The organism is Halobacteriovorax sp. JY17 (genome assembly GCF_002753895.1).
Taxonomy (GTDB): Bacteria; Bdellovibrionota; Bacteriovoracia; order Bacteriovoracales; family Bacteriovoracaceae; genus Halobacteriovorax.
In genome coordinates this window covers 494,817-508,150 of record NZ_NJER01000003.1, presented here as the reverse complement: position 1 = coordinate 508,150, position 13,334 = coordinate 494,817, and the positions used below count along the sequence as shown (strand labels likewise).

Sequence of the window (13,334 nt, the reverse complement as noted above, 5' to 3'; positions counted from 1 at the left end):
TAAATTGGTAACTTTGGTCATTATTTGAAACAATTAAAGATAATTTTAAGCTATTTAAAGAAAATAGATACATCAAGACTCTATCCGTTAGTCTTCACTGTTATCTTTATAGTGGTACTCTTCCAGTACTCATTTGCTTCACTTGAATCAATTTTCTATGACTTAAGAATTAAGTATGATGCGGGTATCTCATTCAAAGATGAAGTGGTTCTTATTACTATGGATGAAGAGAGTGATCAATTTCTTGGAGAGAGCTTTCCCTATACTTATGCTTCACATGAAATTTTAATTGAAAGACTACTAAGTGATAATCCTGGAGCGGTAGGCTACTTAGTGGGATTACTAGAGCCTGATTCCTCAAGAGAAAAGCAGGCTTTAGATAAATTCAAACTTCTTACTAAGAACTATACCAAAGCAGGAGGTGTCTTTCGCTTTGGAACTAATATGGATAATTGGGATGAGCACTTACCTCCAAGAGATCTTCGAGAGCTAGGTTACTCTCTGGCCGTTCTAAATAAGGATAATGCAACATTTGCAAAAGATGATATTTCTCGTAGAGCGCTCATAAATATATCAGGGGAAGAGTCTTTTCATTTATGGATGGCAAATACAAGTAGAGAGAAGCTGGGAATGGAAAGGCTTGATGCAACTTCGATTCAAGGAGCTTACTATCTCCAAGAAGCAGATGCTACTTTTGCGCTTTTTAGATACTTCACGAATCCAGTTTCTACAAAAGGAAAAATAAAGAAAATACCTTTTCATAGAGTTCTCGTTGGAAACTTTCCGAAAGGTTTCTTTGAAAATAAAACTGTTCTCGTTGGTCCTAGCTACATCTCAAATACGAATGATACGATTTTGACACCTTTTAATAGAGAAGAATATATTTCTTCAAAACTCGCTATTCATGCAGAAATCATTCAGGCGTTTGTTCAAAATAAAACAATTCTTCAAATACCTAGAGATGTTTCAAATGTTTTGGCCATTTTAATTGCACTATTTCTTTCAATAATCATTTCAAGAATGAGGCCGACGACAGGTCTCGCCATGACTCTTGCTCTTATGTTCGGAGTTATTCTCTTGGCGTACTTGCTCTTCTCAATGCTGGGGCTTTGGCTCTATATAACACATATTGTTCTAACAGTATTTGTTGTCTACTACATTTGGGTTCCTTTTCGAGCAATTGGAGAATACCAAAGAAGATATGCTATACAAGAAGAGACAAAACTCTTAAAGAAGGTTGAAAACTTAAAGCAAAACTTCATTTCTTTAATGAGTCATGACTTGAAAACGCCAGTTGCTAAAATTGCTGGCATGGCCGATGTGATGAAGCATAAGAATACAGGAAATGTTGAACTTTCAAGTGGGCTTCAGTCAATAATTGATGCAACAAAAGAGTTAAATAAATTCATCTCTTCAATTTTAGATTTAACAAAGGTTGAATCAAGAAATATATCGTTGAATATGCAATCGAAAGATATAAACTCTATTGTAGAGAATACTGTTGAGAGTTTGCAATATGAAGCATCCCTTAAAGATGTAACAGTTGTTCAAGAATTAGCTCCACTTTATCCAATTGAATTTGATATAAACCTTATGAAGAGAGTTTTTGCAAATTTGGTTGAAAATGCAATAAAGTATTCCGGAGAGGGTTCTGAGGTTGTCGTAAAAACGTGGGATGATGAGCAATGGGTTTACATCACAATTTCAGATAATGGAGTAGGAATTCCTCTAGAAGATCTGGAATATATATTTGAGAAGTTTTATCGGGTTAAAAATGATGCAAGTCACTCAATTAAAGGAACCGGTCTTGGACTATATCTGGTAAAATACTTTGTAGAGTTACATGGCGGAACGATTGAAGCAAACTCAGTTGTTGGTAATGGGACAACGTTTAAAATTAAATTAAAGAATAAGTAAACAAAAGGAAGAGATATGCACAAGGTACTTGTTGTAGATGATGATAAGGTTTTACAGGACTCTGTTAAACAAGCTCTAGAGTTTCATCACTTTAAAGTTGATACTGCCGACAATGGTAAGCAGGCTTTAAGTTGTGTCTATAAAGAAAAGTATGATCTCGTTGTTATGGACGTCAATATGCCAGAGATGAGTGGTATTGAAGCACTAACAGAAATTAAGAAGTATGATCCTTCCATTATTGTTTTAATTCTTACTGCTTATTCAAATGTTGGCGATGCCGTTAAGGCGGTTAAAGAAGGCGCTTATAATTATCTTGAAAAGCCAATCTCCTCTGAAAACTTAGTTGCTTTAATTAAACGAGCACTAAAAGCAAGAAGCTTAGTTGAAACATCTATATTTTCTGCACCGTCATTATCTCTTGGAAGAGGAGATGATAAATTTGTTGGTGAATCAGATGTTATGCAAAAAGTCTTTGGAGTTATTTCAAAGTTAGCGCAAGTTAATACTCCAGTTTTAATTAGAGGTGAGTCAGGTACAGGTAAAGAGCTTGTAGCAAAAGCTATTCACTTTAACGGTCCACTTAAAGATGACCGCTTTGTAACGATTAACCTCGCAGCTATTCCAGACAACTTAATTGAGTCAGAGCTCTTCGGTCATGAGAAGGGTGCTTTTACTGGGGCGAGTGAGAGAAAGATAGGTAAGTTCCAATACGCAGATGGTGGAACAATTTTTTTAGATGAGATTGGAGATATCTCTTCTACGATGCAGGTGAAATTATTGAGAGTTCTTCAGGAGAAGTCATTTACTCCTGTAGGTTCAAATAGAGATATTAAGTGTGATGTAAGAGTGATTGCAGCTTCACATAAGCCTTTTGAAGAAATGATTAAGGAAGGAACGTTTAGAGAAGATTTATTCTATAGATTAAATGTTCTTCCTGTATATCTACCACCGCTTAGAGAAAGAAAGTCAGATATTCCATTTCTAATTGATTACTACGTTAAATATTTTAATGGTATTCACAATCTTGAAATGAAAGGATGTGTTCCAGAGGCACAGGAAGTTTTAAAAAACTACTCATGGCCGGGAAATATTAGGGAACTTAGAAATGTTATTGAACATGCTTTTATAATTGAATCATCTGAGCAAATAAATATTTCATCTCTACCTGAACCGGTTAAGAAGAGTGCAAATATTGTAGATAGACCAGAAGATAACTCTGATGAGTCTAGTGTTCAAATTGACTTTAAAGGTATCCAAGATTCTGTTGTTGATAATGTTGTCGAAGACTCAGAAGTTGGGAGATATCAATTTACTTTTGCAACAGTTACGGAAGATAATGAGATTAAATTAGACTTTCAAGTAGCAAAAGATCTCTTTGAAAAGGAATTTATCATCCATGCTCTTAAGATGAATAAGGGTAAGATTAATCAAACTGCTCTAAAAGCAAATATTCCTAAGAAGACACTTCTTAGGAAAATAGAGAAGTATGAAATTAATCCGAAGTCATATTATTAGGAATAAATAAATGGATAGAATTTGGAAAATGTCACTCCTTATTGTAGGAGTGATTCTCTTGGATCAATTCACTAAAGGTGCGATACAGCAGAACTTCACTCTCGGTGAGTCCTTACCAGTAATACCTGGGCTATTTAATTTAGTGTATGTTCAAAACTCTGGTGCGGCCTTTGGTATGGGAGCGGGTTCTGGTGACTTTATAAGAATAACTTTCTTTTTGGTTTTACCAACTATAGCTTGTCTTTGGTTATTATGGCTGATTTGGAGAACTAGGCACACTAGTGCTTGGCTTTGTACAACGTATAGCCTGATCTTCGCGGGAGCGGTTGGAAATCTTATTGATCGTTATAGTTTAAAGTATGTTGTGGACATGTTCGATTTCTATATCGGAACAAGCCACTTTGCTGCCTTTAATATTGCAGATAGTGCAATTAGTATTGCGGCAGGCATGTTAATTATTGATTTTATTTTCTTAGAAAAAAAGAGAAATGAAAAAGCCGCTTCTTAAGAGCGGCCTTCGATAATACTTAAGCAGTTTCTTCAACCTCAGCTGAATCTTCTTCTGGCTTCACACCATGCTTTTCATTAAGTTCTTCAAAGACATCTTCTGTTACATAAAGTTCTGACTTAAGAGTTTCATTACCCCATGCTGTGAAGGCATCATCAGTGTTATACATTGTGATGGTTTCCCAAGGACAGTCCTGTGAACAATTTTGACAACCTATACAACGAGCGAGATCAATCTCAACAGTCTGGTTAAATCCTGGATTATCCGGGTTTGGGCCAGCAACGAGCTCGATAGAGTCAACTGGACACCCAGCGATACAAACCTCACAACCAGTACAACCACTTTGGTGAACAATTGCTAGTAATTTCGGTGGCTTCTTCCCTTTTCGGACAGGTTTAAACCTGGCATTGTGAAATGGATTTTCAAGAATTATTGTTCTGTCATCACTCATATGAATAACCTTTCTGCGCGTATATTAATCAGTTTAAGCTTCATAATAGCTTAAATTTGCATATGTATAAAGAGATTTTGCAACCTCTGGTTTATACGATATATTCCCTCTGGTGTAAATTCACTAGTGTTAAATATATTTTATGGAGAAATCGTTAATGAAGCGTTTAAGATTCGTAACGGCGGCCAGTCTTTTTGATGGTCACGATGTATCAATCAACATCATGAGACGTTTGCTACAGGCAAATGGAGTTGAAGTTATTCACTTAGGTCACAATAGATCTGCTAAGGACGTTGTGGATGCTTGCTTGCACGAAGATGCGAATGCAGTTGCGCTTAGTTCTTATCAGGGCGGTCATAATGAATACTTCGCTTACATAAGAGAGTTATTAGATGAAGCAGGAGCTAAGGACGTAAAAATCTTTGGTGGAGGTGGCGGTGTGATAACTCCATCTGAAATTAAAGCGCTTCACGCAAAAGGGATTACAAAAATCTATTCTCCAGAAGATGGAATGAAGTTAGGTCTTGAAGGAATCATAAAAGATATGATTGCCAAGGCCGATTATTCTACACTCGATGGAGTCGATTTTAAGAGCTTTGAGAATAAGAGTCTAAGCAATTTAGAAATCTCTAAAGCAATTACTTCAATAGAAGATGGCGTTGATTTACCATTTGAAATTAAAGCAAAGGAAACACCTGTCCTTGGTATTACAGGAACTGGTGGGGCAGGGAAATCGTCTTTAATTGATGAAACTCTTCTTAGGTTTTATAGATATTATAGTGATTGTAATATAGCTCTTATTTCAGTTGATCCAACTAAGAAGAAAACACAGGGCGCTCTTTTAGGAGATAGAATTAGACTTGGGTCTTCAAGCTACGATAATTTCTATATTAGATCTTTAGCCACTAGAGATTCTAAGACAGAACTTTCTCCACAGATTGAAAAAGTTGTAAACTTCTTAAAGTCTCAAAAGTATGACTTGATAATTGTTGAAACTTCAGGGATAGGGCAGGCTTCAGATGCGATTACAAGAGTTGCAGATAAGTGTATCTACGTGATGACGCCTGAGTATGGGGCGGCAACACAGCTTGAAAAAATTGAAATGCTTGAACAAGCAGATATGATTGTCTTAAATAAGTTTGAAAAGCCTAGATCGGAAGACGCTCTTAGAGATATTAGAAAACAGTATAGAAGAAATCATCAATTATTTGCTGGGCACCCGGGCGCCCCAGAGGATGATCAGCTACCAATTTTTGGAACGATGGCATCACAATTTAATGATTCTGGTGTAAATGCTCTCTTTAGTGAGATTGCTACGCAATTTGGTTTTGATACTTCTAAGATCAAGGATATTCATACTGAGCGTGCGCCTAAGAATAAAACAAAGATCATTGCACCAGAGAGAAGTCTTTATCTAAGGGATATTTCTTCAACTGTTAACTCATATAATAATGATGCAAAAGAGAGCTTTGAAAAACTTAAAGACTACGAAGCGCTATTAAAAGCTACAGAAATAATGCCAGAGAACCAAGAACTCAAAGAGAAGCTTTCAGAAGTTAGAGAGAGTATTTCTCCTGAAGTGTTTAAAGAGCTAGAAGTTTGTGAGAGTGCAATTTCTCAATATGGGTCAGGGGAATTTTCCTACACCGTTAGAAATAAAGAAATTAAAGTTCCAACAAAGTTTGAATCTCTTTCAGGTTCTATGATTTCTAAAGTTGCATTTCCAAAATTAGATTCAATATCAGAAAAGTATAGATTTATTAAACGTGCTAATCTTCCAGGTTTCTTTCCATATGCGGCGGGAATCTTTCCTTTTAAAAGAGCGGATGAAGATCCAAAGAGAATGTTTGCCGGAGAGGGAGGACCTCTTAGAACGAATAAGCGTTTTCATTACTTGTCTGAAAATGACCCTGCAAAGAGACTATCCACGGCTTTTGATTCTGTGACTCTTTACGGTGAAGACCCAGATAAGAGACCAGATATTTTTGGAAAGATTGGAGAGGCGGGAGTTTCAATTGCAACACTAGACGATATGGGCGACTTATTTAAAGGTTTCTCGTTAATCGATCCAATGACTTCTGTATCAATGACAATTAATGGGCCGGCACCAATTATACTCGCTATGTTTATGAATACAGCGATGAGGCAAGCTCTTTCAGGAGATGACTTCTGGAATGAGCAAAAGAGAATTGAAGTTATGCAACAGGTACGTGGTACCGTTCAGGCAGATATTTTAAAAGAAGATCAGGCGCAGAATACGTGTATTTTCTCGTTAGAATTTGCGCTAAGATTAATGGGAGATGTTCAAGAATACTTCTGTAAGGCGGCGATTAAGAATTACTATACTGTCTCAATAAGTGGATACCATATCGCAGAAGCTGGGGCGAATCCAATTTCTCAACTTGCTTTTACTCTTTCAAATGGATTTACTTTTGTTGAGTACTACTTATCAAGAGGTATGAAGATTGATGACTTCTCTGGAAACTTATCGTTCTTCTTTTCAAATGGACTAGATCCTGAGTACACAGTTATTGGACGTGTCGCTAGAAAAATCTGGGCAGTTGCAATGAGAGATAAGTACGGTGCGAGCACAAAATCACAAATGTTTAAATATCATATTCAAACATCGGGAAGATCTCTTCATGCTCAAGAGATTGACTTCAACGATATTAGAACAACACTACAGGCCTTCTTAGCTCTTAGTGATAATTGTAACTCTCTTCATACAAATGCGTATGATGAAGCGATTACAACGCCTACTGAAGAGTCTGTAAGAAGAGCGATGGCGATACAGATGATTATCAATAGAGAGTTTGGACTCAATAAGACAGATAATCCGATGCAGGGTTCTTATATCTACGAAGAGCTTTGCGATATTGTAGAAGAAGCTGTTCTCGCTGAGTTTGAAAGAATTTCAGATAAAGGTGGAGTTCTTGGCGCTATGGAAAGTATGTATCAAAGAGGAAAGATTCAAGAAGAGTCACTTCATTATGAAACTTTGAAAGATAATGGCCAACTTCCAATTATTGGTGTGAATACATATATTGCTGATAACTTTGAAGAACAACTGAATCAAGAAATTGAAATCTCTAGATGTTCAGATGCAGAGAAAAATGAGCAGATCTCCAGATTGAATTCTTTTAAAGAGAGAAACGCTTCTGACTCTAAAGAGGCTCTTGAAAAGTTACAGGCCGTTGCTCTTTCTGGAGGGAATATTTTTGAAGAACTCCTAAAAACAGTTAATTATTGTACGCTTGGAGAAATTACAAATATTCTCTATGAAATTGGCGGAAGATATAGAAGGAATATGTAATGAGTGACAAGTCTAAGGTTTATACTCGCTCGGGAGATAAGGGAACAACTGGGCTTGTCGGTGGAACAAGAGTTTCTAAGGGAGATTCTCGTATTCATATTTACGGAGAAATTGATGAATTAAACTCTCATCTTGGAATGGGCATTACTTTAATTGAAGAGTTTGCAGAAAGCGAGCTTCTCGCTCTTGTTCCTTATTTAAAACGAATTCAATATGATCTCTTTGTTATAGGTTCAATATTTGCTTGCGAAAAAGAGAAGAGAGAAAATTACTCTCTTCCTTCTATAAGTGTTAAAGACGTTGAAACGCTAGAGAAAGAAATAGATCGTATTGATTCTCTTCTAGAGCCTTTGAAGTACTTTGTTCTTCCTGGGGGACATAAAATCTCTTCTCAGTTTCATATTGTTAGAACTGTATGTAGACGAGCGGAGAGGTATGCAACATCTTATGAAGCTCAACATGGTGGAGAGCTTCCTGCAGAAACACTGAAGTATATAAATCGCTTATCAGACTTTCTATTTATTATTTCTAGGTTTGGAAATAAGGTTATGAAAACGAACGAGGTTTGGTGGATACCAGGTAAGCCTACTTCTTAAATACTTTCCTTAGTTTTGAAGCGAAAGATGTTTTTTCTTTCTTACCTTTTGCTGAAGAGGGTTTATCAATCTTTATAAATTGAGTGTCACCACTCGATTCTTCAAGATCAATTTGTCTTTCATTGGGTGACTCTAACTGCGCCGCAGATTGGGCGTCTTTGAACTTCTTGCCTTTTGCCGCAATTCTCTCCTTTAGAGATACACTTGCAGTTCCAGATTTTTGAACTTTCTTGTCAGGAGCTTCAATATTTTCTTTTGGAGTAGGAGCAACTTCTCTAGGTTTTTCTGGAAAGAGCTTCTTTGGTGCTTGCGATATTCGAGGAGCCTGTGAGGCTTGCTTGGCTCTTACAACTTGTGAAGGCTTAAGAGCCTTATTATTAGAAGGAAGGTCCATGAACTTGATCTGTGCAGTAGGCTCATCTCTAGTGAGAATTGCTTTTTCTCTTGGAGAAAGTTCTGAACGCTCGATATAGATCTCACAATTACCAATCTTAATAATGTCGTCCAGCATCAGATGCGAATCCATAATTTGACAATCATTTAAGTAGGTTCCATTAGTTGATTCAAGATCTTTAACTAGAACTTTAAATTGTTGATTTAGCTTAAAGGCGCAGTGTTTTCCAGAACACATCTGGTCTTGTATTTGAATGTGGCATTTACTTGATCTTCCCAGCACGAGTGGTTGAGAAGTAAGCTTAAAGCTCCTTTCCTCACCGTTCTCTTTAACAATTAATAGTACTGGCATAATGATCTCCAGTATTTATGATAAATCACCTTTGTGTTTTGGACAAATAGGGAAAATTAAGGCGTTTGCCTATATAATGTTGTATGATAGAGGTAAGAGAAAGCGACAGATTTTGTCCAATATATCAATGGAATAAATATGAGTGAAAATAATCAAATAGTAGGAATCACTGATAAGGCTTTAGAGCATATAAAGCAAATTTTTGAAAGTGAAAACAAGGGTTTAGATTATGGACTACGACTTGGTGTCGTTGGTGGTGGATGTTCTGGGCTTAATTACAAAATAGATTTTGATCATAAGAAAGAAAACGATAATGTTTGCGCCTTCGGTGATGTAAATGTCTTCATTGACCCTAAGTCCTCAATTTATTTAAAAGGCGTAATTTTAGATTTTAAAGATGGATTAAATGGAAAAGGCTTTGTTTTCGTTAATCCTAATGCCAAAAATACTTGCGGTTGTGGAGAATCCTTCTCAGTTTAATGGAAAACCGATGAATAAATTTGAATTATATCTAGATGGGCGAAAGGGAAAACTTTCGAATTGGGACTTATATATTGCCACTGGAAAAGACAGAGAGGTCTTCTTTCAGGGACAAACAACCAACGACATTCAGTCAATGGACACTAATACATTCAATTTAAATTCAAGAGTTGATAGAACCGGGAAAATTCAATTTTTCTTTATTAATATAAAAACTGAAAATGAGCTATTTCTTTTAATTCCTTCCGAGGTTAGTGATAGCGCCATTGAAGAGCTTAATAAATACATTATTATGGATGAGGTGGAGTTATCAAAAGACTCAAGAGATATTTTCTTTTCTTTTGAAGATGATAGTTCTCATTTCTATTCTGGATTTCTCTTTGGCCTTCCGGCAAAACTTTCATTTAAAGAATTTAGTAACTTTCTTAAAGAACTTTCCTCTGAAGAAGAGCTGAAGCTAAAAATTGAAACAGGTTGGCCGACGTGGGGAGTTGACGTTCATGCGGGAGATTTAATTAATAATACAAGATTAGTTGATCTCGCTGTCTCCTTTCAGAAAGGATGTTTTCTTGGTCAAGAAACAGTGGCCAAAGTACATAATGGAAGAGGTGCAAGTTTTTATCCTTCTTTACTTGTGTCTGAAGATATTTCAAAACTAAATAGTTCTCCTTTTACGATAAATGGCAGAAAGGGTGGAGAGATTATTTCTAAGGTTGGTAATGTTGCCATGATTAAACTCTTTAGAGAGTTTAGAATTGAAAATAAAAACTTTGAAGTTATTCAAGATAATGAGAGCTTTAAATTTTGCTTTCAGAATTACTTAGAAAACTTAACCATCAAAGAGTTCTCTCACGAACTCTACTTATTTGCAGTAAGTAGCTTTCAAAGTGGAAATGAAGATCTTGCAATAAGCGCTCTTCGTAGAGTTATTGCACTAACACCAGACTTTTCAGACGCCTATGAATCCTTAGGCGTTATTTATGGTAGACAAGAGAAATTTGAGCAGGGAATCGAGTTAATGGATCAATTACTCTCTGTTAATGAGAGCTCTGTGATGGCCCATACAAATAAGTCCCTCTACCTAATGAGGCTTGGGAAAATTGAAGAAGCAGAAGAAGAGAAGGGACTTGCAACAGTTAAGTCGTTTGCAGAGTATGGGAAAATAGCTAAAGAAAATAAACTTAAAGAGCAGCAAGATAAAGAAAGGGAAGAGCAAATCTCTCAAAGAGAATCAATGTTTAGACAAGTTCTAGTGATTGATGAAGATGATACAATTGCAAACTTTGGTATTGCTGATGTTTACTTTCATAGAAAGGAATTTGAATCAGCAAAGAGGCACCTACTAAAAGTTATTTCAGTAGATGAGAAGTATTCAACTGCTTATTCCTTACTTGGAAAAACACTTGAGGTTCTAGGTGAAAAAGAAAGGGCCAAAGAAGTTTATACTAAGGGAATTGAGGTCGCCAGTGCGAAGGGTGAGCTAATGCCCGCAAATGAAATGCAGGCACGGCTTATAAAATTATAGTCTATAATGTTTCCCTTCTTTTTCAAGAAGGGTCTTTAATTCATCAATTTTCTTTATATTTTCCGGGGAAAGAAAATCAAGGGCTTTCACTGAAAGCTCTGCTTTTGCCAATGTTAACTCTTCAATGATTTTTATTAGAGCTCTACCCTCACTTGTTACCTTTTCTGCGTCAAAGGCAGCATCTAGGTCTTCAAAGCAGAACTTAAGCATTTCAAACTCTTCAAGAAACCTTAGTGTTACTTTATTTGCTTGCTCTTGAGTAAAGCTATTAAATTTCTTATTTAAAACTTCATTTTCAAATAGAGTAGAAAACAATTCAAGTGCCCAAAAGAATGTAAAAGCACCATGGTAGATACCTCTAATTGGCCTTAAGGACTTTCTCCAAGGAGAAAAATAGATTTTGTCATCATCTTCATTAATTAACTCTTGTGAGTTTAAAATAGAGTTTAAGTAGTGATGACCATTTTCATGAAGAAGATCATCAATTAAGTCTACAAAGTCTCTTTCAAAAACATTGATACAAGAGAAACCAGGTAGCTGTTGTTGAGAATAACTAACGATTGAAGGCTCATCAATTGGAATAATTGTATGTGTGAAGTTAGAGAAAGTAGAAAATAGTGCAGGTGAGTTTTTCTCAATAATCTCTAAGGCATTTATTACATTACTCTTAATCTCTTCAATTTTTTCAAATCCTTTTTCGCAATTTGGAAGGATATGAATCTCTTTTTCTTTAAAAACTAGTGGCTTTAATCCTTCAGTAATAACGTACCTCTTATCTCCATCTAGAAAGATAAGATTTTGATGCTTATTAACGCCAACAATTGGAAGAGTTGGAAATGTTTCACATGGGGGTTCAAGTCTAACTAGCTGGTTTGCTTCCCCGAGATATAGACATTGGTCATTATCTCCTTTTTCGGGGATGGCCTTATAGATATAACTCTCTTCTCCGAGAAGAGGGTTCTTGGAAATATTTAAATAAAAGAATGAAACAACTTGATTCTCTAAAATAGGTTGTAGAACTTTTGATGCATTTAGAACTGATTTATCAGAAGAAAGAAGTTCTAAAAAGCTTTCTGTAAGATCACTATCATTCCAAAAGTTAAAAACTTCTTCTTCAATTTCTGAAAACTCTTCAGTACTCGTTAGTTTGGTTTCGTCATATTCCTCATGCAATTGAACGAGGTAGATCACATTTTCCAAAAGAGTTGACCAATAGAAGTTTAAATCAGAGTAAGAATTAAGTTCTTTATCAGTAATGATTTCCTTTAGTCGATCGAGAAATCCTTCGCTAAAAAAATCGTTTGTGTAGCCAGATGTTAGGTCTTCACGTAGATCAAAGAGAAGTTCTTGGTAAGATGTGGCAACAGCTTCATGACATTGAGCCTGGGCCTTTGATTCAAAGATATTTTTCTTAGTTAACATAGTTCAGCCTTTTGAGTTTTCTCTCTTCTAGCTTATAAAAATAGTAATTGTAAACATTTGGAAATAAAAGAAAATGGCTGGGGTGGAGGGATTTGAACCCACGACCAACGGATTAACAGTCCGCTGCGCTACCACTGCGCCACACCCCAGTACATATACGTGAAATACATTTATAAATGGCATCACCATTTTTGTCTAGAGATTTTTATAAAATATTTTATCAATAATGTTCGTTGTGAATAGTAAGGGGCTCTATCGCACTGATATTGAAGGACTTTTTGAGCTAAAGTTTTTTGAGAAATACCCGATAGGAATGGTAGGTTTTAGCCAAAGGAAGCCCAGATGAGTGCTAAAAATTTTCTATTAACCTCGGTATTTCGAGTACTTACGCCAGAAGAAATTAGTGAACTCACTAGTTCCTCAAATGGTGATAGCAGAACTTCATTAACTGACATCATAAATCAAAGATTAGATGGTGTAAGTCATGATTTCTCTGACGCTGAAAAACTCGCAAAAATTCTTCCTTTTAAAGCTAAGAAGAGTGAAGAAGAGGTTGCTGTTCATTCTGCAACAAGTTGCGGAAAGAAATCTCAAGAGTTCATTGAAAGATTTTTTGAAAGAAAGAAAATAAAAGACACGGCTTTGAATGAAAAAGGTGAACCCGTAGAAACCTCTAGCTTTATTTTTAAAGAAAAAGAGCGCTTCGCTTACTCTCAGTCTAAATTAAAACAGGTTGAAGTCTTAAGTCTATATCGAAAGAATGCTGCTGTAGATGTTCAGCAAGTGAGGGCCATGAAAGATGATTTTACCCAGTCGGCCCAATCGGGTGTTCTCATAAATAAGAAGCATTATTAAAGAGAGG

At 36.0% G+C, this 13,334-nt stretch carries 11 protein-coding genes and 1 tRNA gene; 8 read left to right on the top strand and 4 right to left on the bottom strand.

Features of this window, described 5'->3' with window-relative positions; translation table 11 throughout:
- Positions 1-24: 24 nt before the first annotated feature.
- The 3 genes from CES88_RS14930 to lspA are packed head-to-tail and all read left to right on the top strand — an operon-like array spanning position 25 to position 3,940.
- A complete protein-coding gene (locus tag CES88_RS14930) occupies positions 25-1,917 on the top strand; it encodes a CHASE2 and HATPase_c domain-containing protein (protein WP_290736154.1) in 1,893 nt (630 codons plus the stop codon).
- Between the two features lie 15 nt (positions 1,918-1,932).
- Positions 1,933-3,432 (top strand): sigma-54 dependent transcriptional regulator, encoded by a 1,500-nt coding sequence (locus CES88_RS14925; RefSeq protein WP_290736151.1) that lies wholly within the window; start codon positions 1,933-1,935, stop codon positions 3,430-3,432.
- A gap of 10 nt (positions 3,433-3,442) precedes the next feature.
- Positions 3,443-3,940, top strand: a complete 498-nt coding sequence (lspA, locus tag CES88_RS14920) for a signal peptidase II (protein WP_290736147.1) — start codon at positions 3,443-3,445, stop codon at positions 3,938-3,940.
- A gap of 19 nt (positions 3,941-3,959) precedes the next feature.
- Here lspA and CES88_RS14915 read toward each other — a convergent pair whose 3' ends face one another.
- Entirely contained in the window at positions 3,960-4,391 is a 432-nt protein-coding gene (locus CES88_RS14915) for a 4Fe-4S dicluster domain-containing protein (RefSeq protein ID WP_290736143.1), read from the bottom strand.
- Positions 4,392-4,548: 157 nt separating this feature from the next.
- Between CES88_RS14915 and icmF the strand changes: the two genes are divergently transcribed.
- Positions 4,549-7,704: a fused isobutyryl-CoA mutase/GTPase IcmF gene (icmF, locus tag CES88_RS14910; protein ID WP_290736140.1), complete on the top strand. Its 3,156-nt coding sequence runs from the start codon at positions 4,549-4,551 to the stop codon at positions 7,702-7,704.
- Complete coding sequence (locus CES88_RS14905; RefSeq protein ID WP_290736137.1) at positions 7,704-8,300, top strand: cob(I)yrinic acid a,c-diamide adenosyltransferase; 597 nt, start codon at positions 7,704-7,706, stop codon at positions 8,298-8,300. Before icmF ends, CES88_RS14905 begins: the two co-directional genes overlap by 1 nt.
- Here CES88_RS14905 and CES88_RS14900 read toward each other — a convergent pair.
- On the bottom strand, positions 8,290-9,045 hold the full coding sequence (locus CES88_RS14900; protein WP_290736134.1) for an FHA domain-containing protein: 756 nt from the start codon (positions 9,043-9,045) through the stop codon (positions 8,290-8,292). The two genes, CES88_RS14905 and CES88_RS14900, sit on opposite strands and share 11 nt — an antisense overlap.
- Before the next feature lie 138 nt (positions 9,046-9,183).
- Here CES88_RS14900 and CES88_RS14895 point away from each other — a divergent pair, with 138 nt between their 5' ends.
- A complete protein-coding gene (locus CES88_RS14895; RefSeq protein ID WP_290736132.1) occupies positions 9,184-9,525 on the top strand; it encodes an iron-sulfur cluster assembly accessory protein in 342 nt (113 codons plus the stop codon).
- Between the two features lie 10 nt (positions 9,526-9,535).
- Positions 9,536-11,050, top strand: a complete 1,515-nt coding sequence (locus CES88_RS14890) for a tetratricopeptide repeat protein (RefSeq protein ID WP_290736129.1) — start codon at positions 9,536-9,538, stop codon at positions 11,048-11,050.
- Here the strand turns inward: CES88_RS14890 and CES88_RS14885 are convergent.
- Together CES88_RS14885 and CES88_RS14880 are read right to left on the bottom strand one after the other, a co-directional pair.
- Complete coding sequence (locus CES88_RS14885; protein ID WP_290736126.1) at positions 11,045-12,472, bottom strand: HEXXH motif-containing putative peptide modification protein; 1,428 nt, start codon at positions 12,470-12,472, stop codon at positions 11,045-11,047. The two genes, CES88_RS14890 and CES88_RS14885, sit on opposite strands and share 6 nt — an antisense overlap.
- Positions 12,473-12,546: 74 nt before the next feature.
- A tRNA-Asn gene (locus CES88_RS14880) sits at positions 12,547-12,621 on the bottom strand.
- Between the two features lie 193 nt (positions 12,622-12,814).
- Between CES88_RS14880 and CES88_RS14875 the strand changes: the two genes are divergently transcribed.
- The gene (locus CES88_RS14875) at positions 12,815-13,327 is read left to right on the top strand and encodes a hypothetical protein (RefSeq protein ID WP_290736123.1); all 513 of its coding nucleotides are present in this window, start codon (positions 12,815-12,817) and stop codon (positions 13,325-13,327) included.
- The last annotated feature ends 7 nt before the right edge of the window (positions 13,328-13,334 follow it).

What these genes read in the sequence shown, in the direction of transcription:
- CES88_RS14925 (WP_290736151.1), top strand. Translation starts at nt 1,933, where the DNA reads ATGCACAAGGTACTTGTTGTAGATGATGATAAGGTTTTACAGGACTCT.
- lspA (WP_290736147.1), top strand. Translation starts at nt 3,443, where the DNA reads ATGGATAGAATTTGGAAAATGTCACTCCTTATTGTAGGAGTGATTCTC.
- CES88_RS14915 (WP_290736143.1), bottom strand. Translation starts at nt 4,391, where the DNA reads ATGAGTGATGACAGAACAATAATTCTTGAAAATCCATTTCACAATGCC.
- icmF (WP_290736140.1), top strand. Translation starts at nt 4,549, where the DNA reads ATGAAGCGTTTAAGATTCGTAACGGCGGCCAGTCTTTTTGATGGTCAC.
- CES88_RS14905 (WP_290736137.1), top strand. Translation starts at nt 7,704, where the DNA reads ATGAGTGACAAGTCTAAGGTTTATACTCGCTCGGGAGATAAGGGAACA.
- CES88_RS14900 (WP_290736134.1), bottom strand. Translation starts at nt 9,045, where the DNA reads ATGCCAGTACTATTAATTGTTAAAGAGAACGGTGAGGAAAGGAGCTTT.
- CES88_RS14895 (WP_290736132.1), top strand. Translation starts at nt 9,184, where the DNA reads ATGAGTGAAAATAATCAAATAGTAGGAATCACTGATAAGGCTTTAGAG.
- CES88_RS14890 (WP_290736129.1), top strand. Translation starts at nt 9,536, where the DNA reads ATGAATAAATTTGAATTATATCTAGATGGGCGAAAGGGAAAACTTTCG.
- CES88_RS14885 (WP_290736126.1), bottom strand. Translation starts at nt 12,472, where the DNA reads ATGTTAACTAAGAAAAATATCTTTGAATCAAAGGCCCAGGCTCAATGT.
- CES88_RS14875 (WP_290736123.1), top strand. Translation starts at nt 12,815, where the DNA reads ATGAGTGCTAAAAATTTTCTATTAACCTCGGTATTTCGAGTACTTACG.